32 protein-coding genes and 1 pseudogene are annotated in these 25349 nt (G+C 39.8%); 13 read left to right on the plus strand and 20 right to left on the minus strand.

What is annotated here, in order from left to right:
* Positions 1 to 121 precede the first annotated feature (121 nt).
* Both gvpJ and AB1498_05815 read right to left on the minus strand, forming a co-directional pair.
* Positions 122 to 226 (minus strand): annotated as a pseudogene (gene gvpJ / locus AB1498_05810) (gas vesicle protein GvpJ).
* Between the two features lie 66 nt (positions 227 to 292).
* Entirely contained in the window at positions 293 to 550 is a 258-nt protein-coding gene (locus AB1498_05815; GenBank protein MEW6087803.1) for a MerR family transcriptional regulator, read from the minus strand.
* 369 nt (positions 551 to 919) lie between these two features.
* Between AB1498_05815 and AB1498_05820 the strand changes: the two genes are divergently transcribed.
* The gene (locus tag AB1498_05820) at positions 920 to 1105 is read left to right on the plus strand and encodes a hypothetical protein (GenBank protein ID MEW6087804.1); all 186 of its coding nucleotides are present in this window, start codon (positions 920 to 922) and stop codon (positions 1103 to 1105) included.
* A 200-nt stretch (positions 1106 to 1305) separates the two neighbouring features.
* Here AB1498_05820 and AB1498_05825 read toward each other — a convergent pair whose 3' ends face one another.
* The 3 genes from AB1498_05825 to AB1498_05835 are packed head-to-tail and all read right to left on the minus strand — an operon-like array spanning position 1306 to position 3371.
* Positions 1306 to 2340 (minus strand): MEDS domain-containing protein, encoded by a 1035-nt coding sequence (locus AB1498_05825; GenBank protein MEW6087805.1) that lies wholly within the window; start codon positions 2338 to 2340, stop codon positions 1306 to 1308.
* A 60-nt stretch (positions 2341 to 2400) separates the two neighbouring features.
* Positions 2401 to 2811: a PilZ domain-containing protein gene (locus AB1498_05830; protein ID MEW6087806.1), complete on the minus strand. Its 411-nt coding sequence runs from the start codon at positions 2809 to 2811 to the stop codon at positions 2401 to 2403.
* Positions 2812 to 2825: 14 nt separating this feature from the next.
* A complete protein-coding gene (locus tag AB1498_05835; protein ID MEW6087807.1) occupies positions 2826 to 3371 on the minus strand; it encodes an XRE family transcriptional regulator in 546 nt (181 codons plus the stop codon).
* Positions 3372 to 3884: 513 nt separating this feature from the next.
* On the opposite strand from AB1498_05835, the gene tsf reads away from it, so the two are divergent.
* From tsf to AB1498_05880, 9 genes are all read left to right on the plus strand, one after another.
* On the plus strand, positions 3885 to 4478 hold the full coding sequence (gene tsf, locus AB1498_05840) for a translation elongation factor Ts (protein ID MEW6087808.1): 594 nt from the start codon (positions 3885 to 3887) through the stop codon (positions 4476 to 4478).
* A 114-nt stretch (positions 4479 to 4592) separates the two neighbouring features.
* Positions 4593 to 5315 carry a UMP kinase gene (pyrH, locus tag AB1498_05845; GenBank protein MEW6087809.1) on the plus strand — a complete coding sequence of 241 codons (723 nt, stop codon included), beginning with the start codon at positions 4593 to 4595 and terminating at the stop codon, positions 5313 to 5315.
* Between the two features lie 231 nt (positions 5316 to 5546).
* Positions 5547 to 6107, plus strand: a complete 561-nt coding sequence (gene frr / locus AB1498_05850) for a ribosome recycling factor (protein MEW6087810.1) — start codon at positions 5547 to 5549, stop codon at positions 6105 to 6107.
* A gap of 44 nt (positions 6108 to 6151) precedes the next feature.
* Positions 6152 to 6964: an isoprenyl transferase gene (locus tag AB1498_05855; protein ID MEW6087811.1), complete on the plus strand. Its 813-nt coding sequence runs from the start codon at positions 6152 to 6154 to the stop codon at positions 6962 to 6964.
* The gene (locus AB1498_05860; protein ID MEW6087812.1) at positions 6946 to 7740 is read left to right on the plus strand and encodes a phosphatidate cytidylyltransferase; all 795 of its coding nucleotides are present in this window, start codon (positions 6946 to 6948) and stop codon (positions 7738 to 7740) included. The genes AB1498_05855 and AB1498_05860 overlap by 19 nt, the downstream gene beginning before the upstream one ends.
* Positions 7741 to 7852: 112 nt before the next feature.
* A complete protein-coding gene (locus tag AB1498_05865) occupies positions 7853 to 9001 on the plus strand; it encodes a 1-deoxy-D-xylulose-5-phosphate reductoisomerase (protein MEW6087813.1) in 1149 nt (382 codons plus the stop codon).
* Positions 8992 to 10083: an RIP metalloprotease RseP gene (rseP, locus tag AB1498_05870; GenBank protein MEW6087814.1), complete on the plus strand. Its 1092-nt coding sequence runs from the start codon at positions 8992 to 8994 to the stop codon at positions 10081 to 10083. The genes AB1498_05865 and rseP overlap by 10 nt, the downstream gene beginning before the upstream one ends.
* A 4-nt stretch (positions 10084 to 10087) precedes the next feature.
* Positions 10088 to 11485: a histidine kinase gene (locus AB1498_05875; GenBank protein ID MEW6087815.1), complete on the plus strand. Its 1398-nt coding sequence runs from the start codon at positions 10088 to 10090 to the stop codon at positions 11483 to 11485.
* Positions 11486 to 11493: 8 nt separating this feature from the next.
* Positions 11494 to 12252 carry a LytTR family DNA-binding domain-containing protein gene (locus AB1498_05880; protein ID MEW6087816.1) on the plus strand — a complete coding sequence of 253 codons (759 nt, stop codon included), beginning with the start codon at positions 11494 to 11496 and terminating at the stop codon, positions 12250 to 12252.
* Between the two features lie 27 nt (positions 12253 to 12279).
* Here AB1498_05880 and AB1498_05885 read toward each other — a convergent pair whose 3' ends face one another.
* Both AB1498_05885 and AB1498_05890 read right to left on the minus strand, forming a co-directional pair.
* Positions 12280 to 12522, minus strand: coding sequence for a hypothetical protein (locus tag AB1498_05885; protein ID MEW6087817.1), 243 nt, complete (start codon positions 12520 to 12522; stop codon positions 12280 to 12282).
* 115 nt (positions 12523 to 12637) lie between these two features.
* A complete protein-coding gene (locus AB1498_05890) occupies positions 12638 to 12826 on the minus strand; it encodes a DUF2934 domain-containing protein (GenBank protein MEW6087818.1) in 189 nt (62 codons plus the stop codon).
* A 197-nt stretch (positions 12827 to 13023) separates the two neighbouring features.
* On the opposite strand from AB1498_05890, the gene AB1498_05895 reads away from it, so the two are divergent.
* From AB1498_05895 to AB1498_05905, 3 genes are read left to right on the plus strand one after another with little or no spacing between them, the layout of a single operon-like run.
* On the plus strand, positions 13024 to 16113 hold the full coding sequence (locus AB1498_05895; protein MEW6087819.1) for a PAS domain S-box protein: 3090 nt from the start codon (positions 13024 to 13026) through the stop codon (positions 16111 to 16113).
* Positions 16114 to 16168: 55 nt separating this feature from the next.
* The gene (locus AB1498_05900) at positions 16169 to 16615 is read left to right on the plus strand and encodes a response regulator (protein ID MEW6087820.1); all 447 of its coding nucleotides are present in this window, start codon (positions 16169 to 16171) and stop codon (positions 16613 to 16615) included.
* A gap of 53 nt (positions 16616 to 16668) precedes the next feature.
* Positions 16669 to 18210, plus strand: a complete 1542-nt coding sequence (locus tag AB1498_05905; protein MEW6087821.1) for an ATP-binding protein — start codon at positions 16669 to 16671, stop codon at positions 18208 to 18210.
* Positions 18211 to 18285: 75 nt separating this feature from the next.
* Here the strand turns inward: AB1498_05905 and AB1498_05910 are convergent, their stop codons facing one another.
* The 13 genes from AB1498_05910 to AB1498_05970 all read right to left on the minus strand — a co-directional run bounded on the left by AB1498_05910 (position 18286) and on the right by AB1498_05970 (position 24976).
* Positions 18286 to 18678 (minus strand): hypothetical protein, encoded by a 393-nt coding sequence (locus tag AB1498_05910; GenBank protein ID MEW6087822.1) that lies wholly within the window; start codon positions 18676 to 18678, stop codon positions 18286 to 18288.
* A gap of 15 nt (positions 18679 to 18693) precedes the next feature.
* Positions 18694 to 19374 (minus strand): hypothetical protein, encoded by a 681-nt coding sequence (locus AB1498_05915; protein MEW6087823.1) that lies wholly within the window; start codon positions 19372 to 19374, stop codon positions 18694 to 18696.
* Positions 19362 to 19805, minus strand: a complete 444-nt coding sequence (locus tag AB1498_05920; protein ID MEW6087824.1) for a cytochrome C — start codon at positions 19803 to 19805, stop codon at positions 19362 to 19364. Before AB1498_05920 ends, AB1498_05915 begins: the two co-directional genes overlap by 13 nt.
* Positions 19802 to 21061 carry a hypothetical protein gene (locus tag AB1498_05925; protein MEW6087825.1) on the minus strand — a complete coding sequence of 420 codons (1260 nt, stop codon included), beginning with the start codon at positions 21059 to 21061 and terminating at the stop codon, positions 19802 to 19804. Before AB1498_05925 ends, AB1498_05920 begins: the two co-directional genes overlap by 4 nt.
* Before the next feature lie 3 nt (positions 21062 to 21064).
* On the minus strand, positions 21065 to 21226 hold the full coding sequence (locus AB1498_05930; protein ID MEW6087826.1) for a hypothetical protein: 162 nt from the start codon (positions 21224 to 21226) through the stop codon (positions 21065 to 21067).
* A gap of 200 nt (positions 21227 to 21426) precedes the next feature.
* Entirely contained in the window at positions 21427 to 21987 is a 561-nt protein-coding gene (locus AB1498_05935; protein ID MEW6087827.1) for a hypothetical protein, read from the minus strand.
* Positions 21988 to 22403: 416 nt separating this feature from the next.
* Positions 22404 to 22844 (minus strand): ferritin-like domain-containing protein, encoded by a 441-nt coding sequence (locus AB1498_05940; protein MEW6087828.1) that lies wholly within the window; start codon positions 22842 to 22844, stop codon positions 22404 to 22406.
* Between the two features lie 48 nt (positions 22845 to 22892).
* Entirely contained in the window at positions 22893 to 23336 is a 444-nt protein-coding gene (locus AB1498_05945) for an Hsp20/alpha crystallin family protein (GenBank protein MEW6087829.1), read from the minus strand.
* Between the two features lie 29 nt (positions 23337 to 23365).
* Complete coding sequence (locus AB1498_05950; protein MEW6087830.1) at positions 23366 to 23539, minus strand: hypothetical protein; 174 nt, start codon at positions 23537 to 23539, stop codon at positions 23366 to 23368.
* Between the two features lie 16 nt (positions 23540 to 23555).
* On the minus strand, positions 23556 to 24002 hold the full coding sequence (locus tag AB1498_05955; GenBank protein ID MEW6087831.1) for an Hsp20/alpha crystallin family protein: 447 nt from the start codon (positions 24000 to 24002) through the stop codon (positions 23556 to 23558).
* Positions 24003 to 24029: 27 nt separating this feature from the next.
* Positions 24030 to 24392 carry a response regulator gene (locus tag AB1498_05960; GenBank protein MEW6087832.1) on the minus strand — a complete coding sequence of 121 codons (363 nt, stop codon included), beginning with the start codon at positions 24390 to 24392 and terminating at the stop codon, positions 24030 to 24032.
* Complete coding sequence (locus AB1498_05965) at positions 24361 to 24486, minus strand: hypothetical protein (GenBank protein MEW6087833.1); 126 nt, start codon at positions 24484 to 24486, stop codon at positions 24361 to 24363. Before AB1498_05965 ends, AB1498_05960 begins: the two co-directional genes overlap by 32 nt.
* A 103-nt stretch (positions 24487 to 24589) precedes the next feature.
* Positions 24590 to 24976: a hypothetical protein gene (locus AB1498_05970; protein MEW6087834.1), complete on the minus strand. Its 387-nt coding sequence runs from the start codon at positions 24974 to 24976 to the stop codon at positions 24590 to 24592.
* Positions 24977 to 25349 lie beyond the last annotated feature (373 nt).

Consider the following 25349-nt stretch of genomic DNA (forward strand, 5'->3'; position numbering starts at 1 on the left):
TATTTTCCCAGTTTAACGAAACAAAAAATAAATTTTATATGGACGAATAGAGCGAAAATAAAGATTTTCCATGGCTGCCGATTAACTTTAAGTCGCGCTTAAAAAAACTCGCTTGTTTTAGGACTAAGGATACTCTTACCCACGCATCGACCACTACGCCTTTGTCCAGAATTCGGTCAACAACTTCGACCAAACTGGAGGAACCAATCGCTTTTTCTACTGCCATATTAATCACCTCCTTCCATTCGAACTCCCTTTTCTCTTTTCGGAGTTCATAATTTTATTTTTGGCATTATCCATCTTGTTTCTCATCTTCCAATTTTCTTACCGCGCCCTCGAGAGAATATTTCTCAGTATCCACTAACACTTTAACTAAAACAGCCCTATGAATATCCTCTTCGGAATATCTTCGGAATTTTCTTTTTCCGCATTGAATATACACCGGGTTAATAATACCAAGCCTCTCCCAATACCGCAGTCTTTCAGGAGATATTCCTGTTTTCTCTGTTACATTACTTGTCCCGAACATATTTTTTTTGTTGTTTTGCATTTTACCGGTACATAAAAAAGTGTTTATGTTTACAATTAAATTTATCAGGATAAGATATACGATAACATCTTCTGATGTTAAGATTAATACATCGGTGGAAAACAGTCAACGGTAATTTAGCAGGTATCTACTGGGTACAAAAATACCCTGCTTATTTTCGCACTTGACATCACTTATGATTTTTGGTAGAGTGATTTTGATATAAATAATATGATACATGACAAACGAAGAACAAAAATAGGTGAAATGATCATAGGGATAAAAAGATGGAATCGTTTTATATCATGCTCGCAGGAGCGGTCATAATAGCATTAATATTCTTTATTATTGCTTACAAAGATGACCATCCTAAAAAGACATTACACTAATATGAAACATGAAGATAGAAGAAAAGAATTAGGTAAAGTATTAATGGATATTGGTAAATATCTTGCTACTGTTGGACTTATCGGTAATTTTTTAACCAGTACACTTACAATTCAAAGTAGTATATTTATAATAATAGTGGTAATATTGATAATGACAATTGGATTCTATACAATACCACCAAAATAAAATGGGGGGGCACAGTGATAGGCGGTTACATAATATTGATTGGATTATTATTATTAGGTATATGGGCATTCATTCTTTCTTATAAGGAAGACCATCCTAAAAATACTTCTAAAGAAAGAAAATGACATTTTAAACAATTATTTTTTGCCTGTTCCTAAAACTTCTTTTGGTTCCAGCCATGTCCGGGCTAAAATTACAGATTACATTCCTTGCAGATAAGAGGTTAAATTAATATTTTTATTAGATATGTTTAATTTTTTTCTTATATTTTTGCGGTGCATTTCAACTGTCTGGAGTGATATATTCAGAAAATCGCAGATTTCTTTATTGTTAAAATTTTTTCTTATCATATTGCAAATTTCAATTTCCCTGGGTGTCAGGCTGAAACTTTTTTGTGTTATTTTAGAACCAAACGAAGATGTTAACTCTTCCAGATAACGATGAAGCACGTCAACGTGCTTTGAAGACACGCCTTTTGTTTTCAGCCTTTCTAAAACCGGCAATATTGTTTCACTCACGTTGATTGAAATATTTTCCTTTAACTTATTTTTTGTCCTATCAACATGTTCTATCACCTCCTTAAGGGCTAAATTTTTTTGTTCTAAAGCCAATTTTTGGTTTTCCAGTTTTTCTTTAGACTCTTTCAGGGACGATATTTCAATGCGTTTCCATTCGCCGTCTTCTTTAATAATGATAATTTGATGATTTGAAACCACATCTATAATTTCTCCATGTCCGCATTTATCAAGAGAATACGTACAAATAGCAATAATCATAGATTCATCAATTACCTTATTTACCTTTTTTTCATAATTGATAAAATCAGGCCAGTCGTTTTTCTCCAGCCAAAACGTATCCTCGCTGGCGCGAATACCGTCAAAGCCTTTCTCTACAGCCTGTTGTTCTTTTTCCGCCCAGTTTTTTAATACCATATCCATACTGAATCTTCCTGATCCGGCATACCACTCGACAGCATCAATTATCTCGATCTGTCCTTTTCTCAAATAGTCATCTAAATTCACTACTTCTTTCCGCATGGCTTCTTTTGCTTCTTCAATTCTTAAAGGTTCGGAAACAATCCATATACAGAATTCATTATTTTCCAATCCCGCTTTATAATAAGGAACCAGAATATCAATTAAATCTTCCCTTGTCCGGTAAAATTGGCAAATATGTGTTCCCCACGGGATATCTCCAATAATATTAATTCCGCTTTTTCTATTTTTATTTTTCATTTAAGTATTACTTAATTTTTGTTAAGTATAAATTAAACTTACAAACAAAAAATTTAGAGGCTATTTTCTTTTTCCACTAATAAAACGTGTTATTTTTTCCCGGTCATCATCTTTAATTCTCAAAAATTCTATTCCCACTTTATATCTGTTTTCTCCCTCTTCAAAATTATCTTTTTCTATTTGTTTTATCCATGCGGTCCTCGCAAAAACCGGAATAAAAAAAAGCATTTTCTTATCAAAGGAAATGGGCTGATAGATATAAACTTCCAACTTGCTCCTGAGAGGAATTTCTTTTTCAAACTCAAACATTAATCCATTAGAGCTTATATCTCCAGTAATTGCTTTAAATTCTGTGTGTGTGGGTGTGGGATTTGAGTTTAAACGGCCGCATATAAAAATATTCTCTTTTAAACGTAACGACTCCCTTTTTTTGATGGGAACGGATTTCTTTTGTTCTGCTTTTCTTTCCATAAATAGACTCCTAATCAGGTTAAAGCAAAGATAATCCAGAAAAGTTTAGCCTCTTTTTTGCCGATGTTTATTGCCTTTCTAACCTTTTGTGCATAGGCGCAATAGAAACTATCACCTGTTCTAAAAATAAATTTTTCATCCTGGCAAATAAATTCTATCCGGCCGTTAAGGATCATCCCGAATTTCTCCCCTTCAGGATAAACCAATTCTTTTTGAAGTTCAGCGCCTGCTCCCAGGGTAAAAATATGAGGCTGCATTTTTATGTTCAAAAAATTTGGTGCCAGTGATTCACAAATTATCTTATTCTTTTCAACAACCGGTATTTTATGAGAACCTTTTTTAATAAAAATCAATCCTCTTGTTTCCATTCCTTCAAACAAACAAGATACCTTCGTATTCAAAGCCTCCGCGACTTTCTCCAGGGAACTAACCGAAGGTGAGGCCAAATCCCTCTCAACTTGTGAAAGAAAACTCGTAGTTAACCCTGTCCTTTGCGCCAAATCATTCAAGGTTAATCTTTCTCTTGCCCGAAATTCCCTTAAAACCTTTCCTATCTTCATCCCGCCTTTATCCTTCGCATTTTTATTCGTTAAAAAATATTGGTATTATATCTATATTTCTTCCAGTTGTCACCTATCATTTCTGACAGGTAGATTTTTAATAAAATAACCGGTTCAATTTACAATTAAACCGCTTCTGTTTCATATTATCACTTATTCTTTGTTGTGTCTACTTTTTTTGGAAATAAATATAAAATGAGGGCGAGGAAACCTCGCCTCTATTAAAAATTACACCATAAACCTTGACAAAAACCAAAATTTTGATAGAATACATGAAATCACAACTTGGCAAGTAATAAACCGAAGCTAAGTTGTAGATTGAATTTACCCCGCACCAAAACCTTCTGTCTGCTGTAAGGGAAATGTTTTGTAGAAGTGTTGAAATTATAGTGCAAGAGTTAACTTTCTACTAATAGGCGGTTTGGTGCGGGATTCAATTCGCAGACGGACTTTGTCCTATGATTTATAAAGCCAGTAAACTTTATAAATCATCTACTCATTGAAGGAGGAAAAATGGAAATAAAAGCTAACGATGTCAATGAATTAAGGAAAAAAACAGGCGCGGGTATGATGCTCTGTAAAAAAGCGCTTGAAGAAGCAAACGGCTCACTTGAAAAGGCGGTTGAGATATTAAGAAAAAAAGGTGTTGATACAGCGATGAAAAAAGAAGGAAGAATTACCAAAGACGGCACTATTATTTCTTATATTCACCCGGGCGGGAAACTGGGGGTCCTGCTTGAAATAAACTGTGAAACGGATTTTGTGGCAAAAACCGATGATTTCCAGTCGTTCGCGAAGGACATCGCCATGCATATCGCGGCTTCTAATCCTTTATATGTCCGAAGAGAAGATATCCCGGCTGAAATACTTGAAAAAGAAAAAGAGATTTATACATACCAGTTAAAGGAGCAAAAGAAACCTGATAATATTATTGAAAAAATTCTACCCGGGAAAATAGATAAATACTGCGCTGAAATATGCCTCATGGAACAGCCTTTTGTAAAAACCCCGGAGATTTCTATCAAAAATCTTTTAACCGAACGGATTGCGAAACTGGGAGAAAATATCGTTATCCGGAGATTTGTCCGTTTCAGGCTGGGAGAATAAGAAAGCATAGGGCATGGCGCAAAGAGCATAGAGTACGGAAGATCGGGAGTGCGGAAGGAAGAAGATAAATAAAAAGACACAAAGAAAGAGGAAACTTAAATTTGGAGTTAACAGATGCCTAATACCATTAAACCTATATATAAAAGGATCCTTCTTAAATTAAGCGGCGAATCCTTGTGCCCTTCGCAGGGAAGCGGGATAGACTTTGAAATAATTGAAAAAGTAGCCCAAATGATAAAAGGGGTCAAGGAATTAAAGGTGGAAATTGCCATTGTCATAGGCGGGGGGAATATTTTCCGGGGTATGCCCGCAACGAAAAACGGGATGGACAGGACATCCGCCGACTACATGGGAATGCTGGCCACGGTAATCAACGCATTGGCGCTTCAAAGCGCGCTGGAAAATATAGGGACATTCACCCGTGTAATGACAGCGATTGAAATGCCCCGGATCGCGGAACCTTATATACGCCGGCGGGCCATAAGGCACCTTGAAAAAGGACGTATTGTGATATTCGCGGGCGGAACAGGCAACCCCTATTTTACAACAGATACTACCGCGGCGCTTCGCGCGGCAGAAACATGCGCGGACGTAATACTTAAAGCCACAAAGGTTGACGGGGTTTACACTGACGACCCTAAAATAAACCCGAACGCTGAAAAATATGATGAATTATCATATATCGATGTCATTAAGAAAAGGTTAAAAGTCATGGACAGCACGGCAATAACCCTTTGCATGGATAATAAAATCCCCATAAATGTTTTTAATATGAATGAAAAAGATGTAATCAAAAGAATAATACAGGGGGAAAAGGTGGGAACAACAGTAAAGTAAATGAGACTACAATTTAACAAATTAATATGCGTTTAAATTGTATAGTCGAATTTACCCCGCACCAAAACCTTCTATTTGGTGAGAGGAAAATATTTGGTAGAAGTGTTGAAATTATAGTATAAAGGTTTATTTAATACTAACAGGCGGTTTGGTGCGGGGTTCAATTCGCACTATCATTTCTGTTCGCACTTCGTGCTTCATAAACGATGTGCTCATTGAAGGAGAGATATCATGGAGGAGAAAAAAATTTACCAGAACATGGAAGACCACATGAATAAGACCATCGAAACATTGCGAAGGGATCTTGCGTCAATAAGGACCGGACGCGCATCGACCGCGCTTCTCGATGGAATAATGGTAAACTATTATGAAACTCCCACCCCTTTAAAACAAATTGCGTCCATAAGTATTCCTGAATCAAGACAGATTCTCATACAGGTCTGGGACAAAACGGCAATCCCGGAAATTGAGAAAGCAATAAATAAATCCGACATTGGAATTAATCCGGTCGTTGACGGTCAAAATATCAGGTTAAATCTTCCCCCATTGACAGAAGAGCGGAGAAAGGACCTTGTCAAACATGTAAAAAAAATGTCTGAGGACTGTAAAGTAGCCATCCGGAATATCCGCAGGGACGCTAATGAAAAAATTAAGCACGCGGAAAAAAACCATGAAATCTCTGAAGATGATTCAAAACGGGACCAGGACAGAATACAAAAAACAACTGATAACTTTATTTCAAAAATCGACCAGCTCCTGCAAATCAAAGAAAAAGAAATAATGGAATTCTAAAAAAACCCTGAAGAACCCAGCCCTTCCTGAGGATAACAAGGAAGGTGGGAACAAAAATCAGTTTAGATAATAACTACAAAAGGAAGGGCGGGGTGAAAGAAGAAAATTTATTAAAACTTATTAACCCGGGGAAAATGCCCCGGCATATTGCCATCATTATGGATGGCAACGGACGATGGGCCAGGCAAAAAGGCCTGCCCCGCGTCATAGGGCACAAGGCAGGGATCGAGGCCATTAAAGACATAATAAAATTGTCTTCCGACCTTGGCATACAGGTTTTGACCCTTTACGCCTTCTCCGTCGAAAACTGGCACAGGCCGAAAAACGAGGTCAACTCTTTGATGAAACTGCTAAAAACTTTTTTAAGAAATGAAATCAAAGAACTCCATAAAAAAAATGTCCGAATAATGACTATCGGACGGATACAGGAATTGCCGCTGTTCGCCCAGCAGGAAATATACAGCGCCATTGAAAAAACAAAAAACAACACGGGCCTGGTTTTGAATCTCGCTCTTAATTACAGCGGGCGGGTGGACATATTGGAAGCTGTAAGAAAAATTATCGAAAAAAATGAGTCCCCTGGCTTTAACTTGAAAGAATTTGACGAAGAAAGTTTTAATGGTTTTCTTTATACTTCCGGCCTTCCGGAACCAGACCTTTTAATCCGGACAAGCGGTGAATACAGGATAAGCAATTTCATGCTCTGGCAGATCGCATATACGGAAATCTGGATAACAGATGTTCTCTGGCCTGATTTCAGGGGAATTCATTTACTTGAAGCAATTCTTGATTATCAAAAAAGGAAACGCCGTTTTGGGAAAATACACGAGGGAGAAAAATGCTTAGAGAGCGTGTAATTACAGGGATAATCGCCATCCCCGTCCTTACATCTGTAATTTTTTACAGCCCGGCGTTACTTGCGATTTTCACATGCGCGGTCATAACAATTGCCATGAAAGAATATTACAACATGGAAAAACTGCCTTTAAAAATTGATTTTAAAATTTTTGCCGGTTTTTCATTTATCTTGTGTTATTTTGCGTTAAAAAATAACTTTCTGTTTTTCAATATTTTTTTTATAGTGCTTCTCGCGTCATCAGGAATAATCCGGGTTTTACACCGTGAAAAAACAAACAATAATTATTTTTTATTGACAAGCTTCGGGAATATATATATAACTTATTTTTTCGCGCATCTTCTTTTTTTAAGAAATATCCCGGGACTTGGGGCCAAATATGTGTTTTTCATCTTCCTGCTTGTTTGGATAACGGATACCGCCGCGTATTTTATAGGTGTAAATTACGGAAAACATAAACTGGCCCCGGCCATAAGCCCGAATAAAACAATAGAAGGGGCTGTCGCGGGAATTACCGGCGCCGTGTTAATAACTTTATTGGCCCGGCCCGCATTTGTCCCTGCATTCACAATAATCCAATGTTTTATCATTGGAATTATTTTCAGCGTAATAGCGCAAATGGGCGACCTCTTTGAATCCGCCCTGAAACGAAAAGCCGGCATAAAAGACTCGGGCAATTTAATACCGGGGCATGGAGGTGTTCTGGACAGGTTTGACAGCTTGTTTTTCACTATACCCGGATTTTATTATTATGTAAAACTGGTGCTGGAGAGATAAAGAATTAAATTTTCAATTGAGCATTGATAATTAACAATTGACAATTCATAAATATAATTTCCAATTGTCAATAGCTAATTGTTAATTGTAAATGAAAGATACAGGTAAATAAATGAAACATATCACAATACTGGGTTCAACCGGTTCGATAGGCACATCGACATTAGACGTTATTGAAAATGCCCCTGATGATTTTAAGGTAGCGGGGCTCACAGCTAATACAAATGCCGAGCTTCTGATCCGGCAGGCAATGAAATTCAGGCCTGAAATTGTCGCCGTCATGGATAATGAAAAAGCTGAATTTGTGTCATCCGTGTTAAAAGGCCAAAAAACAGAAGTAGTTAAAGGGATTGAAGGATTAATAAAAGTCGCTTCCTTCGAAAAAGCAAATCTTGTTGTTTCGGGAATAGTGGGGGCCGCGGGGTTAATTCCCACTGTATCAGCGATTGAAGCGGGCAAAGACATAGCTTTGGCCAATAAAGAAACGCTTGTCATGGCCGGCAGCCTGATTTTAAACAAGGCTGAAAAGAAAAATGTCAAACTAATCCCGATTGACAGTGAACATAACGCTATATTTCAATGCATGGAAAATGTCAATAAAAAATACATCAAAAATATAATCCTAACTGCTTCCGGCGGGCCGTTCCTGGACCTCGATAAAAAAAAGCTGAAAGATGTGTCCCCGAAAGAAACTATAAATCACCCGCGGTGGAAAATGGGGGCAAAAATTTCGGTTGACTCCGCGACATTAATGAACAAAGGATTTGAAGTTATAGAAGCAAAATATCTTTTTAACTTAAATTTTGATAAAATAAAGGTATTGATTCATCCTGAAAGCATAGTCCATGGAGTAGTTGAATTAATCGATGGAAATTTTATGGCGGTTTTAAGCAAAACGGATATGCGTATCCCGATACAATACGCTTTAACTTATCCTGAAAGGAAAAAAGGACATTTTCCGCCGTTCAATATAAATTCAGTTAAAAATTTGTCTTTCCGGGAACCGGACATGGAAAAATTCCCTTGTCTCTCTTATGCTTATAAGGCGGGGTTAACAGGAGGAACAATGCCCGCAGTTTTAAACGCGGCCAATGAAACCGCCGTTAATTATTTTTTAAAAAATAAAATAAAGTTTACTGACATCAGCAGGATAATAAAAATAGTAACTGAAAAACATGATACTGTTTCCAATCCTGACCTGGAAGAAATATTAAATGCTGATTCATGGGCTAGAAAGGAATCTGAAAAATTATGCTTTTAACTCTAATCTCTACAATATTCGTACTTGGGATTCTTGTATTAATACATGAACTCGGGCATTTTATCACGGCTAAAAAGCTAAATGTGAAAGTCGACATTTTCTCTATCGGCATGGGCCCTAAAGTTTTCGGGGTTACCCGCGGCGAAACCGAATACAGGATTTCCGCTGTTCCAATCGGGGGTTATGTAAAAATGGCCGGCGAGGATGTTGAGGAAATGCTGAAAGAAAATCCGGACCCGGAAATTAAAAATGACGACCCCAGGAACTTCAACAATCAGACAAAAATAAAACGTTCATTAATTATTATAGCGGGTTCTATCGCAAATATTTTTTTAGGAACTGTTATTTTTTTGCTCATATTTATTACAGGGGTCCCCACTCTTACAACTAAAATAGGCACTGTTATGGAAAACAGCCCCGCGGAACGCGCGGGAATAAAACCAAACGACAGAATAACCGCCATAGACAAAAAACCTTTGTGGAAATGGGATGAAATGACAAAAATTATCCAAGAAAGCGCGGGCAAACCCCTCATGCTTACAATTGAAAGAGACACTGTTAATATTGAATTGGAAATTACCCCTGAAACACAGGGAAAAACCAATATTGGTATAATTGGAATCAGTTCATCCTATGATTTTGTCAAGGAAAGATACGGGCTCATGACAGCGGCCGCCAAGGCGTTGGAGCAGACATGGGTAATCGGGACAAGCATAATAAAAGGCATTTACCTTATGATCGCGGGAAAAATAAAAGCAGAAGTTGCCGGGCCTCTCGGCATTATTAAAATAACCGGTGAACAGGCGAAACAGGGATTTATTAACCTCCTGTTTTTTACCGCATTATTGGGTATTAATCTTGGAATAATTAACCTCTTCCCGGTACCTCCGCTGGACGGCGGGGTTATTTTATTCCTGCTTATTGAAAAAATAAAAGGAAGCCCCGTTAAGCTGAAACACCAGCTGATTGCCCAGCAAGTCGGCTGGGCCCTTTTGCTTTTTCTTCTCTTCTTCGCTTCTTATAACGATATTATAAAATTTTATTTGCCTTCAATTAAATCTTTGCCTTTTTGGGGGAAATAATAAAATGTTTTTTGAACAATTTTACGCGTTAATAGCCAGGGCCGCCCTGATAATGCTTGTTTTTTACGCCGTCAGCCAGGTTGAGTTTTTCAGGCAGATTTTCTATCCAAAAATCACCTGGCAAAAACGAAGTTTGGTTTATTTTTGTTTTATACTATTTATAACTTTTTCTTCATTCGGCCGCAAACCGGAAGATATTATTAATGAAGTTAAATTACAACTCCTTCCGTTCGGCCTTTCCCTTTTCATCGGTCTCATAATTATAAACGAAATACTGAGCAATATTGAAATTTCCTATGAACACCAGGAAGCCATCCAATCCCACAGGACACTGGAAATCGCGGGGCAGACACTGCCGTTCCTGAGGCTTGGATTAAACCAGGAAACAGCCAAAAAAACAGCGAAAATAATTCTGCAAATCACAGATGTTTCCGCTGTGGCGATAACCGATTGTAAAAAAATTTTAGCGTATGAAGGGACCGGCGCGGACCACCACCATGTCGGTGAATCCATTTTAACCAAGGCCACCCGCGAAGTAATCGATACGGGAGAAATAAAAGTAATAGGCAATAAACAGGAAATCGGATGCCCGATTGAAAACTGCCCCCTGTCAGGCGCTGTAATCGCACCCTTAAAAAGCAACACTGAAGTTATCGGGACTTTAAAAATTTATCAAACAGACCTGTCAAGGATCACGCCGAGTAAAATCAACCTGGCTATACATCTCGCCCAGCTTTTGAGCATACAGACGGAACTCGCGGAACTTGAAATTCTAAACCAGTTAAAAACCGAGGCTGAATTAAAAGCGCTCAGGGCGCAGATTAACCCTCATTTTCTTTTTAACACATTAAACACAATAGCAAGTTTCTACAGGACTAAACCGGAAGAGGCGAGAACGCTTTTAATTAAATTCTCCCAGTTTTTCAGAAAAAGCCTTAAACAGCATGAAAATTTTATTTCACTTGAAGAAGAATTGGAATACATCGATGATTATTTATCATTTGAAAAGGCGCGATTCGGCAAATCGCTCGTGATTGAAAAAAAAATTGACCCGGACACACTGCCTTATAAGGTCCCTGTCCTTATTTTACAGCCTTTAATCGAAAATTCGCTGAAACACGGGTTTGACTATAGAGATATTGAAAAAAAACCCGATAAGAATATAATAAGTATCACCACGCAAAGGGGAAACAGTGAAATAAAAATTACTATCCAGGACGACGGTGTCGGGATGCCGGAAAAAGATAAACTTAATACCTTTGATCCCAGCCGCGGAACGGGTTTAGGGATAAATAACGTATATGAAAGATTGAAAACAATTTATGGAAACGAATATGAACCAAGGATTGAAAGCGCAGTCGACAAGGGGACAAAGATTATTCTCAGGATACCGATTAAATAGGAAAAAATATGGATATAAGAGCGTTAATCGTTGATGATGAGAAACCGGCAAGGGATGAATTGCATTTCATTCTTGAACGAATACCCGAAATAGGGGAAATCTCCGAAGCCAACAATGCCAGTGAAACACTTGAATTGCTTAAAAAGAACGACTATGACATATTGTTTCTTGATATTCATATGCCCGGGATTAACGGCATTGATGCCGCCAAAAAAATAAGCAAAATCGCTGATTACACACCCCTGATAATATTCGTCACGGCATATGACGAACATGCTATTCCCGCCTATGAGGTTGATGCGATAGACTACATTTTAAAACCATTTGATGAAAAAAGAATCAAGCAGGCCATAGATAAAATAAAACGTATTTATCACGGTGAAATTGTCAAGAAATTTTCCCTGCAATCCAGGGCCCAGCCCGAACAGCAGAAATTTGGAAGGCTTCTCGCGCATAAAGGGAAAAAACTTGCCATATTAAAAATAGAAGACATAAAATACGCGTTTGTCAAGGACGGACTGGTATTTATAAAAGCGGGCCCGGATAAATATACGACAAACCTCAACCTGAGCCAGTTGGAAGAACGGTTGACACCGTATTTTTTCTTCAGGGCCAACAGGACATACCTTGTTAACCTCAACTATGTAAAAGAAATAGTGCCGTTTTTCGGCAGCACTTATATTTTACAAATAAATGACAATGAACAAAATGAAATTCCGGTCAGCCGCATCCAGACAAGAAAACTGAAGGAAATTTTTAAACTTTAAACCATTTCCCCCGGATTTCTTTCTATTTTATAAATCTATTTTTCCTGTCATAGTTGCCATATCGATAATGGGAATTTCTATGTCTTTAGCCTTATCAGGTAAAAGCTTTTTTACAAAGTCCGGGGAGGCGGTGCGGTACTTTAAAACAACTTCAATTTCAAGCGGGAAAACTGTATTCTCAGGAACCACAAAACTGTAATTTTCTATAACAGAACCCCTGGGAGGAATTCTATGGTCGTAAAGAATTTTATCCGCGATCGCGAAATTCATTACAGGCTCTCCGTTTTTATACGCTTTTTACTTTATCAATTCCAGGGTATCGATTCAATTGTCCGCTTCTACTTTATATTGACTTTTTTCCGTCTTTTACAACTATTAATCATGCTTATCTGAAAGATATTGAATGGTTATGTTTTTTTCTCTTTACTATCTTCTCTGCTTCAATCCAGTCATTCATTTCACTGCCGTTTATGTAGTTTCTTTTTTCATAAAGACGATAGGCGACCTCCCTGATCTTTTGATTTAATTCTTCAGGAGTCAGGTCCTTCTCTCCAGAATTATATTTTTTTGCCATAATAACGCACCTCCTTTTCCTTAATTCTGATTATTAATTAAATAAAATATTACAAGGAAAATTAATTAATATCTATTGGCTGAATCTGCTTTTTATTGACTTTTTCCCGTAATGCAAAATTTGAAATTTTAGTTGACACCTGCCTGTTCTTTTGAGAAAATGAAATTTAGTTAAATTACAGGAAAAACAGGATTACTATGTCTATCAGGTCAAAACTTATTATCACATTTGTGGTTGTCGCGTCCGTTCCCCTGCTATTTATCAGCGTCCTGACCTTCAATAATTATAAAAATTCGCTGGAGGCCAACAGGTTAATCCAGCTGGAAGATATTGTCGCCTTCAAAACGGATAAAATCGAAACATATTTTGGAAGGCTGAAGTCGGAAATGGAAATAGCGCAGAGCTTTTACAACATCAGGAAAAACATTCCTGTTCTTTCCCGGTTTTATGACAATCCGTCCGCTCCCGAGCCAATCTCCGCGAAAAAAACGCTGGATGAACAATTAAGGCATATACAATCAATTTTACGCCTTTTTGATATTATGCTGATCGATAATGAAGGCAGGATTATATACACAAGCAGTATTAAACACCACGCAAAAGAAATTTCAGAACCATTTTCCGTCAATTATGAAAAAGCTTTCACAGAGGGAAAAAATAAAATTTATTTTTCAGACATGTTTTTAAGCAAAACGGAAAGCGGAAAACCGGCGATGCTTGTCACCGCCCCCGCCCGGGACCTTGACGGCGGCTTTGCCGGGGTCATCGCTTTTGAAGTGGACATGGCTCCCATGTATGAAATAATCCGGGACGTGACAGGGCTGGGTAACACAGGCGAGACTTTAATCGGGAAGAAAATAAATAATCATGTGGTATTTTTAAACCCTTTACGGCATGACATGCAAGCGGCCATTACAAGACAGATCCGGGTGGGAGAAGCGCTCGGCGGACCCATCCAGGAAGCGGTCAAGGGAAAATTCGGTTCAGGCCGGTTAATCGATTACCGCGGTAAAAAAGTCATCGCGGCGTGGAGGCATATTCCGGCCCTTGACTGGGGAATAGTGTCAAAAATCGATGCCGATGAAGCGTTCGCGGACGCCGTAAATCTACGAAACACCACAATAGTAATTCTCGCCATAATCTTTGTTTTAGGCGTTGTTATGGCGTTTCCCATTGCCCGCTCCATATCAGGACCTATAAAAAGGCTGTCCATAGGTGCTGAGATAATCGGAGGAGGAAACTTAGATTATAAAGTTTCTGATAATTCGAAAGATGAAATCGGCCAGCTTTCGAGGGCATTTGATAAGATGACCAGCGATTTAAAAAAAACAATCGCCTCGCGCGATGAACTGGACAGGGAAATCGCCACGCGTAAAAAGCTGGAAGAGTCATTGAAACTCGCGGCGCTTAAATATTCAACTATCCTTCAGACTTCACAATCGGGGTATGTGCTGAGCGATATGGAAGGAAAAATCCTGGAGGTCAATGACGCGTATTGCCTGATGACAGGATACAGTAAAGATGAACTTCTTAAAATGCGTATAAAGGATTTTGAAGCGAACGAAAAACCCGAAGAGGTCCTCGCGCAGATAAATTCAGTCCGTGAAAAAGGCCATCTTCGTTTTGAACGCAGGAACCGCCGCAAGGACGGCACATTCTTTGAAATTGAAATCAGCACCACTTACCTGAATGTTGAAGGCGGACTGATGGTTGCTTTTATACAAGACATCACCGAGCGTAAAAAAGCGGAACAGTTGCTGCGAAATAGCCAAATTGAAACCGCGCGTAACCAGGCAATACGAACTGAACGTCAACGGTTATATAATGTACTTGAGACGTTACCGATTTATGTTGTTCTTCTTACAAAAGATTATCATGTGCCTTTCGCGAACAGGTTTTTCCGCGAGCGGTTTGGAGAATCGCGCGGGAAGCGCTGTTTTGAATACCTTTTTAACCGGTCTGAAGCCTGTGAAATTTGTGAAACTTATTCAGTCCTTAAAACCAATGCCCCCCATCACTGGGAATGGACAGGGCCTGATAACCGCAATTATGATATTTATGATTACCCTTTTACAGACTCAGATGGTTCCACTCTTATCCTGGAAATGGGTATAGACATTACCGATATAAAAAAGGCGCAGGAGGCGCTTAAAAAAATCAACGAGACCCTGGAACAGCGCGTGAAAGAGCGTGCCGCGGCGCTTCTCGAAAGCGAAAAAAGGTTAAACAGGGCGCAGGAAATATCACATCTCGGCGGCTGGGAACTGGACATCGTAAACAACCGGCTCTCATGGTCGGATGAAGTATATAGAATCTTCGGCTTTAAGCCCCGGGAATTCGCGGCAACTTACGAGGCTTTTCTTGACGCGGTCCATCCCGCCGACCGCGCCGCGGTTGATGCCGCGTATTCCGGTTCCATTCGCGAAGGAAGGGACACTTATGAAATTGAGCACAGGATTGTAAAAAAATCAAACGGGGAAATCCGCTTCGTCCATGAAAAGTGCGAACATATCAGGGACGCGTCCGGGAAAATTATCCGGTCGGTGGGAATGGTGCACGATATTACAGAAAGAAAAAAATCGGAAGACGCGCTTAAACGCGCTAATGAAAACCTTGAGCAATTCGCCTATGTCGCCTCCCACGACCTGCAGGAACCGCTGAGAACAATGTCGAGTTATTCCCAACTGTTATCGCAGAGGTATAAAACAAAACTTGATTCGGACGCGGATGATTTTATCAACTTTATAACGGACGCCGCGGGCCGCATGCAAAAACTTATTGTGGACCTTCTTGCTTACTCCCGTATAGGCCGGGTTGACACGCTGAAAGAGGATGTTGACTGCAATTCTGTTCTCGGCAAAGTCGTCACGATTTTAAGCTCTGTCATAGAGGAAACAGGAACTGTTATAACCAATGACCCGCTGCCTGTATCAGTATGCAGTGAAAGTAATTTTATACAACTTTTTCAGAACCTTATTTCGAACGCCATAAAGTTTCGGGGAAAAAATGCGCCTCATATACATATCAGCGCTAAAAAACACGTAAATGAATGGCTGTTTTCAGTCAGGGATAACGGCATAGGAATCGATGAGAAATACAGGGATAAAATATTTTTAATATTTCAGCGCCTCCACGGCAGGGACAAATACCCTGGAACAGGCATAGGCCTTTCAATTTGCAAAAAAATTGTGGAGACGCACGGCGGCCGTATCTGGGTGGAATCACAGGTTGGAAAAGGTTCAACATTTTATTTTACGATACCGGCAAATAAACAAGAAACCGTTTAAACCGTTCAAACGGTTCAAGCGGTTTAAACAGTTAAATATAAGGAGGCAGTAAACAATGAACGAAAATCATGTTAATCCGATAGAAATTCTTCTCGTGGAAGACAACCCGGCTGATGTGAGGCTTACGATTGAGACATTAAAAGAAGAGAAAATATGCAACAATGTTCATGTAGTAAGTGACGGCGAAGAAGCGCTTGATTTTCTTCACAGGCGGGGAAAATATTCAAACGCGGTCCGGCCCGACCTTATATTGCTGGACCTGAACCTTCCCAGGATAGACGGCAGGGAAGTCCTCAGGGAAATAAAGGAAAGCGATAAACTGAAAATGATCCCCGTGGTCGTCCTTACGGTATCCAAGGCGGAAGAGGATATAATAAAGTCATATAAGCTTCACGCCAACTGTTATATCACAAAACCAATTGACCTTGCGCAATTCGTGAAAGTGGCAAAGGCTGTCCAGGATTTCTGGCTGACGATAGTGAAACTCCCGCCGAAGGAGTAGAATAAAAATAATTGATAATTAACAATTGATAATTTGATTCTATAATAAAACATATGGCAAAAGATACCATTAATTTGCTCGTTATCGAAGATAACCCGGCGGACATCAGGATGGTCATGGAAATACTCAAAGGGTGCGTAACCCCGTATTTTAAAATCACCCACGCGGGGGACCTGGCCGGCGGTATTTTAAAGCTCAGGGAAGGACATTTCGACACTGTGTTGCTGGATATAAACCTGCCTGACAACCGCAGTCTGGAAGGCCTGATAGAAATTGTAAAACTGATGCCGGGAATCCCGGTCATTGTCCTGACAGGCGCCGATGACGAAAACCTGGCGATAGAGTCCTTAAAAGGCAAGGCGGCTGATTACCTCGTGAAGGGCAAAATAAACACGGAAATTCTCACCCGCAGTATACGCTACGCGATTGAACGCAAGCATAACGAAGAAATGCTTGTCAAACAACGTGAAGAACTCCAGATTATTCTTGATTCCGTCCCGTCATGGATATTTTATAAAGATAAACAAAACCGTCTGCTGCGTGTAAATAAAGCCTTCAGCAAAATGATAGGCATATCCAGAAAGGCGCTGGAAGGCAAATCCCTGTTTGACATTTACACGCATGAACAGGCCGAAACCTTCTGGAAGGAAGATTTAGAAGTAATAAAATCAGGCAAACCGAAGATGGATATCACGGAAGTCATGGTGATTAACAATAAGACGCGTTTCATTCAAACAGACAAGATTCCTTACTGTGATTCTAACGGCAATATTATAGGGGTGATAAGTTTCTCGGTAGATATCACCGAACGCAAACAAGCGGAAGAAATTTTAAAACGAGACAAAGAAACTTTTGAAAAAATGGTCAAAGAAAGGTCACAGGAATTAATGAAAACACAGATAGAGCTTGAAAAAACAAAGAGGCTTTCAGATATAGGCGCTCTCGCCGCGACAGTCGCCCATGAACTTAGGAACCCTTTGAATACCATACAGATGGCAACCTATAATATCAAAAGAAAAATTCAGGACCCTTCTGTTGAACGCTCCTTAAATAATATACAAAATAAGATAATAGAAAGCGAACAAATAATAAACAACCTGCTTTTTTATTCAAAAATCAGGCCGCCGAATTATGAAAACCTGCATTTTCACGAGGTCCTTGGCGAATGTGTAAGGAACTTTAAAAAAGAAACCAGTAAAAAAGTCTTGATAAAAAAGGAGTTTGATTCGATAAAAAATATTTTTATTGAATCCGACCCTTTCCAGATAAAAGAAGTATTTATTAATTTATTGAACAATGCGTATGACGCAGTTTCGCACCCCGGCGGCCTGATAGAAATAAAAGCTTATGATAATAACGAATCCCTGGAAATACGTATCAAAGACAACGGGGTAGGAATAAGCAAAGAAAATTTAGGCAAAATATTCGAGCCGTTTTTCTCAACCAAATCCAAAGGGACAGGGCTTGGACTGGCCGTTTGCTGCCAGATAATAAACCTTCACTCGGGCACGATAAATATCGAAAGTGAACCGGACAGGGGGACAGAAGTCTCGGTCATTTTGCCAAAAAGACAGAAACCCGCTCCATCACTTTGATGTTTAGAAGCGGCGTCTCCCTTGTCATAAAAATCTACACCCTTGTCCTTGCTTTTCTGAACAGATTAAGAGTCTCTAAGGTTTTGTGATCGTCCAATTATGCGAATGGCCGCTGTCAACTGATGAAACCACGGTTACTGTCGAACCGGCGTTAATCGCTGTAAGCTGCTGCTGGCTCAGAAATATAGTGTGCGTGTGGCCTGATGAAGAACTGGTATATGTCACGCCGGCGGCGGGCGGATTTGTAATATCCGCGTATAAAATCCTGACAAAATGAGAATGCCCGGTATCCACGGAAGAAACCGGACTGAACCCCGACTCATCCGCCGGCGGGGTCGAATTTGAGCCGTATTCATCTTTCCCGCATCCTATTATTTTCATAAACACCGGCACCCCGATAAAAGCGGTTACCATTACTTTCAGAAAATCCCTGCGGTTTATTTTAATGTTTTCTTTTGAGTAACCCATTTTTTCTCCTTGCTTTTATGATTCATCGTTATGTTCCTCCGAATGACAAAGGGTCCCGTTATAACAGCCCGGCGGGGTCCCGTCATGCGCGGGTATGTCCGGTTTATGGGAAGAGTTTGCTCCATCGGCGTGACAGGCCAAACAAACAACCATATTGGCCGTGTCTGTGTTCACATGCGTCCTCCTGTCATTCTTCCATGGTTTTTTAGGGTGAGGCGCGCTGACACCGTGACAGGTAAAACAAGACCTTTGAGCTATTCCGCCTGAAAAATCAGTGCCGTGGCACATCTTACACCGTTCAAAACCTGTCCTGCTCCCGGGATCCACACCGGGAGCGGACTTGGCCGACGCGCCGTGGTTCGCTGGGCTTCGCCATCCTTCCTGGTGCCTTGACGGGGGGCCCTTCGGATGGCACGTTACCTCTCCTGAAGCCGCTGAAAAACAACCGATACCCGATGTCCCGCCCTTCAGGTCGCTTCCATGACACCCGGTACAGATGATTTTATTTCCAAGATAATTGATTCTATGGTCAACAACCCAATTCCCGTAATGCGTTCCCGTGGACGGATTAAGAACAGAATCCATGTTTCTGTTACTGCATGATATAAGAAATAAAAAAATCATGGAAACGGCCGGGAAACAGATTTTTATGATACCGGATTTTTCCCGTTTTATATTATGTTTCATTTGTGGCATAATTTACATCTTTCGTTATTCTGGCGCCCGTGGCATTTCACGCAGGAAACAGGATTTATACGCCCCTCGATTTTATGCTGTGTCAGGTAATCGCCGCGGTGAGGGAAAAACCTTGCCGGTGAATCCTTATGTTTATAGGCCGCGTTTATTTCCTCCTTGTGGGCGTGGCAGTCCGAACAAAACGATTCTTTATGGCACATGCCGCAGACAAGCACGTTCCGTCTCGCGTAAATTTTATGCCTTGTGCTGAAAATCGGTGTATGGTTTAATGTTTTTCTTTCATCATCGTGGCAGTCTCCGCAGACAGGAAGTCCCGTAACTTTTTCAGGATGTTCTTTTACTGTTCTTCCCGAAGCGGCGCACGCAAAAATCCCCGCGATTGCCGTTAAAAAAATAATAAAATAAACCGGTTTAATAAATGCCTTTATCACAATTTTTCCTCTCCTTCTTCAAAATCAAACCCGTAAATAAACTTAAACAACAACCTTATTTCCCGGTTGAATTCGGGATTGTGTGAATATGAAAGATCCGAACTTAAACGGATATTGCTCCTGAGTTTATACCCAAGGGCAATAGTCCCCGAATAAGCGTTTTTGACATCATTGATCCTGTTGTCATAAGAAACATTAAAAAGGTCTATGACGGCGTTTATTTTCGCGAAATTCCTGAAAGCGAATAACCTTGACTCATAATAACTTGTTTCATCGTTCCCGCTGTCCATCCGGTGTATATCCGAACCTATCCCCCACCTGTCAGAAACCGAATATCTGCCTTTTCCGCCGTAATAATCAGCCCTGCCCGAGATTTTATAATCGTAATTTTTATAGCCGGCTGAAATTAAAAAATTCCCTGAAACAGGATATTCAGCTTCCCCTCCCAGAATAAAGACTTTCTCCCCCGGGGTAATAATGCCGGGTTGTAATTTGAAAGCTTCCGACGTCAAAGCCAGAAAATAGTATTCATAATTTATCCACTGGCTGTCCAAAATAACGCGCAATTTGCTGAAAGGCCCAAGTACCGCGTAACAAGCATGTTCCTTCCAGTCCGATTTTTCGAGGTTCATCACCGAACGCCCCGACAGTTCAACTGTTTTTAACAGTAGATACCACACGTCCGCGCATGCCTCGTCGCGCAAATCCGCGCCGTAATCTTTTTCCCGGAGGTATGAAACACCTAAATTGTACAGGCCCCTTGAATCCTTTGAAACCCTGCCGCCAAAAATATAGTTTCCGCTTTCATCAAAATTAGTTTTAGCCTGCCTCCCGCCGTATGCCGAAAGAGAAAAATTATATTTCAGGTTTGAGCGGCCGTAAACACCGTCAACCCTTTCATAAGAAACACCCTCAAAAATAACGAGCCTCCCCACATCGAGCCTTCTGGTCCTTTTTTCATCAGACAGGCTTAGATACCCGTATTGAAGATCGCTTTCAAACCTCTTGTCATTGAAGCTTTTGTCCGCCAGGTCCTGCCTGGCCCATCCCCCGAGATAAAAAGATATATTTTTTTCCGCGATATTATCAATGTTTAAATCGATATATTGATAAACAGGCGCTATCTTCCTGTTTTCCGCGTCCTCCCTTATATCAAGATATGTCCTCGCCCCTCCTTCAAATTCAACAGCGTATGTTTTAAAAGGCGGCGTAATTATAAATATTAAAATCAGCGTGTATTTTAAATATGGATGCATATATTATATTTCTTCCCCCATTTCCTGCACACCCAGGAACATATTCCTCCAGTTTTTTTTCTGCCTGAAAAAATCCATTTTTTTTCTCATTCTGATTTCCTGCCGTTTTTTCATTTTCTTTTCTTCCCTGTCCCGGGAAATCATTTTGTATGTATTCTCGCTCATCTAATGTCCTCCTATAAAACATTGCTTATTTTTCACCCTCGTTCTTTCGGGATACATGACCAAACCGCCTATTGTAGATTCTTTCAACTCTAATACATTAATAAAATTATCTTACACCAAGTCGAAAGGTTTTGGTGCGGGGTAAATTCAGACTACGACTTAGCTTCAATAAATACATTGAATCTAAGTCGTGTCTTCATTTACATCATTTTCTTCTTGATTTCCTTCAGCTTTTCATTTTGTTTTTCATTTAACAGTTTCCTGATTTTTATATTGGTTTCAATACAGCTTAAATCATTCGCGCTTTCCAGCTCGGCTATTCTATTCAATATTTTCTTAACATCTTCGAGGTTAACTTCATCTTTCATAAGCATATCTTTCTTATCAATCCTTAACAAATCTATTTCAGCCTGGTTTTTGATATTATTTTTGCTGCAATCACTGTTCAACGCACGCATTTTACTGACCTGGTCTTCAGTCAATTCCAGTGTTTTCGCGTTTTTTAACACCATCTCTGTTTTTATACAGCTCATGCATTCTTTTTCGTCCATTTGCATCTTCTGCATTTTTTGCATCATAACTTCCTTCCCTATCCCGCAAGGCGACATGCCCCTGTGATATTCGCCCCCGTGAAATCCCCCTTCATGCTCTTTTTCTCCATATTCGCCGTGCCCCATTCCCCGCATCTCATCAGCGAATACCGCCGCGGTAAACAATAAAAATACTGCCGTATAAACGATTTTTTTAAAATTCTTTTCCATATCATCCTCCATAGTTCTTTATTTCCCTCTTTTCAAATACCGCCTAACGGAATAAATTATTCGCTTGCCTAATTGCCAGAGCAATATTTCCTGTTTTATCAAAAACAGGTTTTTTCACAGAGTGGCGAAGCAAATAAACTCCCGTTAGGCGGCACTTTATATAAAATCAAAAAACAGAAAAAACGCTCCCTGTTTTCCGACGTTCTTTTGCGCAAAAAAGAGGGCGCACTGACAGGCACATTTATTTTCCATTTGGAATCTGGATAAATTATATGTAACTGCCAATCCGCTAACGGGCGCGATGCCTCGTTCCCAGCCGATTTTACCCAGCCGGCCTTTTTTTGCATATATTTTGTTACTTAATCGCGAGCCTTAGTCGACAAATCTGAACCATTGCAACTCTCCGCAAATTTATGTTATCCTAAAAGAAGAGAAAGCTCTGAAATATGTTCTTCCTCGTCAATGATAATATGCCTGACTTCATGCTCTAAAGTGGAAAATTCATATTTAAAATTTTCCCTGTTTTCCCGGATCTTTTTATAAATCTGATTATAAAAATCAACCGCCTCCTTTTCATTTTGAAGGTTTATCTCAAGAATTTTCGGTAGCTCCCTGGCCGCTTGTGTTTTTGACATTCCCATGCCCGGCTCCCCTCCAAGATAACCGGCTATAAGTGTCCTGAATTTCTCTTCGTGTTTGCCTTCATCAGAAGCAATCTCTTTAAGCCGTTCAATAATCTTCTCAGCGTTAATTCCACGGACCATCTCGGCGTGCGCGAGGTATTGGATCCTGGCCGCGTGTTCCAGCTCCAGCCCCCTGTTAAGCATTTTAATTAATTCTTCTTTTACCTTGTCCATTCCCAGCCTCCTTTTTTTTTGACCCTTCGTCGTCCGCCTTAGGCGGACTCATTTAACTTCAATCTTTATTTCCCTCGGTTTTGCTTCTTCTGATTTTGGAATATTAATGGTCAAAACACCGTCCGCGTAAACAGCCTTTATGTCCTGCATGTTAACCGAATACGGCAGGTCAAAACTCCGGCAAAAAGACCCGTAATCTTTCTCTCTTACCAGAAAATTCTTTACCATATCCCCTTTTTCTTCTTTGCGTTCACCCGATAATGTAAGAGTGCCGTTTTCCAGCGAGATTTTTATGTCATCCTTTTTGACCCCGGGGACATCGGCTTTGACAATATACTCATTGAGAGTTTCTTCAATATCAACCGGCGGCATCCATGACCCAAGGCCGTAGTTTATTTCCGCCGAAGGCGCAAAAAAATTCCTGATTAAACTCATATCATCCACTAAGTCGGATATTCTTCTTGAGGGGACCCAGTTTACTAAATTTGCCATTTTAATTCTCCTTATTTAACTAATTTAATTCATAGTTTTAACAAAAAGAGGCGTAATCCTTTTATTTCCGTAACCAGCCTTTCATCCCTGTTTCTTTTTTCTTTTTGCGCTTTTTCCAAATTATCCAGCAGTCCTTCGTTACCCGCAAAAGCGCCCCGCTTGAAAATTTCTTTTGGGAGGCTTTTTATTATTAAACTCTTCATAGAATTATCCTGTTTTTTACTTGACCTCTACTTTTATCTCTTTTCCTTTCGCTTCTTCGCGTTTAGGAATATTGACCATCAAAATACCGTTATTATAAGAAGCCTTTATGTCCTTTGGATTAACGGAGTAGGGCAGATCAAAACTCCGGTAAAACGACCCGTAACCCATTTCCTTCATCACATAATCTTTCTTCTTCTCTTCTTTTTCCTCTTTTCGCTCCCCGGACAGGATAAGCGTGTGGTTCTGCAGGGAAATTTTTATGTCGTCTTTTTTCACGCCCGGGATATCGGCTTTTATCGTGAATTCGTCTTTTGATTCTTCAATATCAACCAGCGGTATCCATGACGCCAAACCGATTTCCTTCCCTTTTTTTGTCATAAAAAAATCACTGAATAAATTCCTCATATCACTCCTCAAATCAAATATATCTCTTCCCTGTTTCCATTTAATTAAGTTTGCCATAGCAAATTCTCCTTTCTTTTTACTTTTCTATTTTATCGCCGCTTCGATATGATAAATCATATTTAAAGGAAAAAGCGGCTTCCTGAGACATTTTCCTATACCGCAGATATTCATGAGCATCAAATCCTTGTCCCTGTAAAACCCTGTCATGCCGATAATAGCATTATTGTGCCCCGCCAGACTTGTTATCTCGCTTGCCACTTCATACCCGCTCCTTCCCGGCATCCTGATGTCGAGTAAAATCACATCCGGTTTCGCCCTGCCCACCATATCAGCGGCCGTTTCCGCGTCATTAACAACAACAACATCATATCCCGCCAAAATCAAAGTTTCACTCGCTTCATCCAAAAACCCCTTGTCATCGTCTATAATCATCACCTTTTTCTGCATAAACATTTTTCTCCTTATTATTTTTTCTGTTTCTGCCTGTCTTGTCGAATTTTATGCTTTCAACTGTATTGTCTTTTATATTTACCGATACCACTTAAAGTCTCTTGTCATTTTCAATCATATACTTTTTTAAAAATATGTAAATTGCCTGGTTCTACTTTTTTTTGACTTTTTTCAACCCCACGCAAAGCCCGTATTTACCATGCTTTTTCCCCGGTTTTTTTCTGCTTCATTTCCGCCGGTTTTTTCAGCGATTTGATATACGCGACAATGTTTGCCATCTCGGCGCTTTTAACGTCAATACCCTTGCCTTTCATGGGATTTTTTATGCACATATTCACGGCCTCTTCAAGGCTTTTAAGTTTGTTTCCCATTAAATTTATTTCTTTTTTGTCGAGAACTTTTTCCAGGCCTTTGCCGCCGGGATGGCATGTGTTGCAGGACTTTCCCGCGGCGCCGCCGCCAAATCCAGGGTCATTAAAAAGTTCTTTCCCTTTTTTAATATCACCGCCTCCTCCCGCCGATACAACTGTAAATATTATTGCGATTATCATGAGCAGCACTAAAATCTTTAAAACTTTCATTTTTTTCACCTCCTTTTTTTTCTCCGCTTTTTTCATTTTAAAATTCTTTCATTCATATCCGTATCATACAATTTCTACACAATATGTCCATTGTCTGGTTCCGCTTTTTTCTGATTTATTTCACCCAGTGCATTATAGTTGAGGTGATATAAAGTTGAATTCGGCAAATTTATTTGGGCAAAAAAAACGGAGAGTTTTTTACTCTCCGTTTTCAATTTGGCTATATTTGATTTGTTGAATATCCGGTCTTCCCGAGTTTGCCACTTTTAGAATTTAAAAATAAAAGTGTTGATTTGGCGCGGTTTTTCGTGTAAAAAAGTAGTGTGAAACCGCACTACCTAAAAATAAGGAAGGTAAAAACCCATTCTGGAAG

This window comes from bacterium (assembly GCA_040754625.1).
GTDB lineage: Bacteria > JACRDZ01 > JAQUKH01 > JAQUKH01 > JAQUKH01 > JAQUKH01.

Bases quoted from the DNA above. Each gene is read 5' to 3' on its own strand.
- AB1498_05830 (MEW6087806.1), bottom strand. From the start codon at position 2,811: ATGGAAAGAAAAGCAGAACAAAAGAAATCCGTTCCCATCAAAAAAAGG.
- AB1498_05865 (MEW6087813.1), top strand. From the start codon at position 7,853: ATGAAACATATCACAATACTGGGTTCAACCGGTTCGATAGGCACATCG.
- AB1498_05945 (MEW6087829.1), bottom strand. From the start codon at position 23,336: ATGGCAAATTTAGTAAACTGGGTCCCCTCAAGAAGAATATCCGACTTA.
- AB1498_05905 (MEW6087821.1), top strand. From the start codon at position 16,669: ATGGCAAAAGATACCATTAATTTGCTCGTTATCGAAGATAACCCGGCG.
- AB1498_05930 (MEW6087826.1), bottom strand. From the start codon at position 21,226: ATGAGCGAGAATACATACAAAATGATTTCCCGGGACAGGGAAGAAAAG.
- pyrH (MEW6087809.1), top strand. From the start codon at position 4,593: ATGCCTAATACCATTAAACCTATATATAAAAGGATCCTTCTTAAATTA.
- AB1498_05900 (MEW6087820.1), top strand. From the start codon at position 16,169: ATGAACGAAAATCATGTTAATCCGATAGAAATTCTTCTCGTGGAAGAC.
- AB1498_05960 (MEW6087832.1), bottom strand. From the start codon at position 24,392: ATGCAGAAAAAGGTGATGATTATAGACGATGACAAGGGGTTTTTGGAT.
- AB1498_05835 (MEW6087807.1), bottom strand. From the start codon at position 3,371: ATGAAGATAGGAAAGGTTTTAAGGGAATTTCGGGCAAGAGAAAGATTA.
- AB1498_05825 (MEW6087805.1), bottom strand. From the start codon at position 2,340: ATGAAAAATAAAAATAGAAAAAGCGGAATTAATATTATTGGAGATATC.
- tsf (MEW6087808.1), top strand. From the start codon at position 3,885: ATGGAAATAAAAGCTAACGATGTCAATGAATTAAGGAAAAAAACAGGC.
- frr (MEW6087810.1), top strand. From the start codon at position 5,547: ATGGAGGAGAAAAAAATTTACCAGAACATGGAAGACCACATGAATAAG.
- AB1498_05950 (MEW6087830.1), bottom strand. From the start codon at position 23,539: ATGAAGAGTTTAATAATAAAAAGCCTCCCAAAAGAAATTTTCAAGCGG.
- AB1498_05815 (MEW6087803.1), bottom strand. From the start codon at position 550: ATGCAAAACAACAAAAAAAATATGTTCGGGACAAGTAATGTAACAGAG.
- AB1498_05935 (MEW6087827.1), bottom strand. From the start codon at position 21,987: ATGGAAAAGAATTTTAAAAAAATCGTTTATACGGCAGTATTTTTATTG.
- AB1498_05915 (MEW6087823.1), bottom strand. From the start codon at position 19,374: ATGCCACAAATGAAACATAATATAAAACGGGAAAAATCCGGTATCATA.
- AB1498_05880 (MEW6087816.1), top strand. From the start codon at position 11,494: ATGGATATAAGAGCGTTAATCGTTGATGATGAGAAACCGGCAAGGGAT.
- AB1498_05860 (MEW6087812.1), top strand. From the start codon at position 6,946: ATGCTTAGAGAGCGTGTAATTACAGGGATAATCGCCATCCCCGTCCTT.
- AB1498_05955 (MEW6087831.1), bottom strand. From the start codon at position 24,002: ATGGCAAACTTAATTAAATGGAAACAGGGAAGAGATATATTTGATTTG.
- AB1498_05895 (MEW6087819.1), top strand. From the start codon at position 13,024: ATGTCTATCAGGTCAAAACTTATTATCACATTTGTGGTTGTCGCGTCC.
- AB1498_05885 (MEW6087817.1), bottom strand. From the start codon at position 12,522: ATGAATTTCGCGATCGCGGATAAAATTCTTTACGACCATAGAATTCCT.
- AB1498_05910 (MEW6087822.1), bottom strand. From the start codon at position 18,678: ATGGGTTACTCAAAAGAAAACATTAAAATAAACCGCAGGGATTTTCTG.
- AB1498_05940 (MEW6087828.1), bottom strand. From the start codon at position 22,844: ATGGACAAGGTAAAAGAAGAATTAATTAAAATGCTTAACAGGGGGCTG.
- AB1498_05875 (MEW6087815.1), top strand. From the start codon at position 10,088: ATGTTTTTTGAACAATTTTACGCGTTAATAGCCAGGGCCGCCCTGATA.
- AB1498_05970 (MEW6087834.1), bottom strand. From the start codon at position 24,976: ATGAAAGTTTTAAAGATTTTAGTGCTGCTCATGATAATCGCAATAATA.
- rseP (MEW6087814.1), top strand. From the start codon at position 8,992: ATGCTTTTAACTCTAATCTCTACAATATTCGTACTTGGGATTCTTGTA.
- AB1498_05925 (MEW6087825.1), bottom strand. From the start codon at position 21,061: ATGCATCCATATTTAAAATACACGCTGATTTTAATATTTATAATTACG.
- AB1498_05890 (MEW6087818.1), bottom strand. From the start codon at position 12,826: ATGGCAAAAAAATATAATTCTGGAGAGAAGGACCTGACTCCTGAAGAA.
- AB1498_05820 (MEW6087804.1), top strand. From the start codon at position 920: ATGAAACATGAAGATAGAAGAAAAGAATTAGGTAAAGTATTAATGGAT.